The following is a 363-nucleotide window of genomic DNA, read 5'->3' on the forward strand; positions in this document are numbered from 1 at the left end:
AGTTGCCAAGAAATACAAGATGGAATGGCAGATGGAGAGGAAAGACGTAACCGTAGGCTTTACAATTGCCGGAATAGTAGCAGCATTCGTCCCTGATTCATTTTTCCAAACACTATTCATAAATAGTGGCCAGGGAAATACCGATTTTACATTTTTGGAAATACTCGAACATGTCATCGTTGGGCCTGTCGCAGCATTTTTAACATTCATTGGGTCTATGGGCAACATTCCTTTGGCAGCATTACTATTTGGCAAGGGCGTGAGTTTTGCTGGGGTTATGGCCTTTATTTTTAGCGACTTGGTGGTCTTTCCAGTACTGCGAATCAACGCTAAATATTACGGCTGGAAAATGTCGATTTTTAT

The 363-nt window shown here is 41.6% G+C and carries 1 protein-coding gene; it reads left to right on the forward strand.

Going from position 1 to position 363, the window contains the following annotated elements; genetic code table 11:
* A partial coding sequence (locus tag ACRHNM_RS16390; RefSeq protein ID WP_431137705.1) for a permease occupies nt 1-363 on the forward strand: 363 nt, incomplete at both ends.

This window comes from Psychroserpens mesophilus, assembly GCF_050617655.1.
GTDB lineage: Bacteria > Bacteroidota > Bacteroidia > Flavobacteriales > Flavobacteriaceae > Psychroserpens > Psychroserpens mesophilus_A.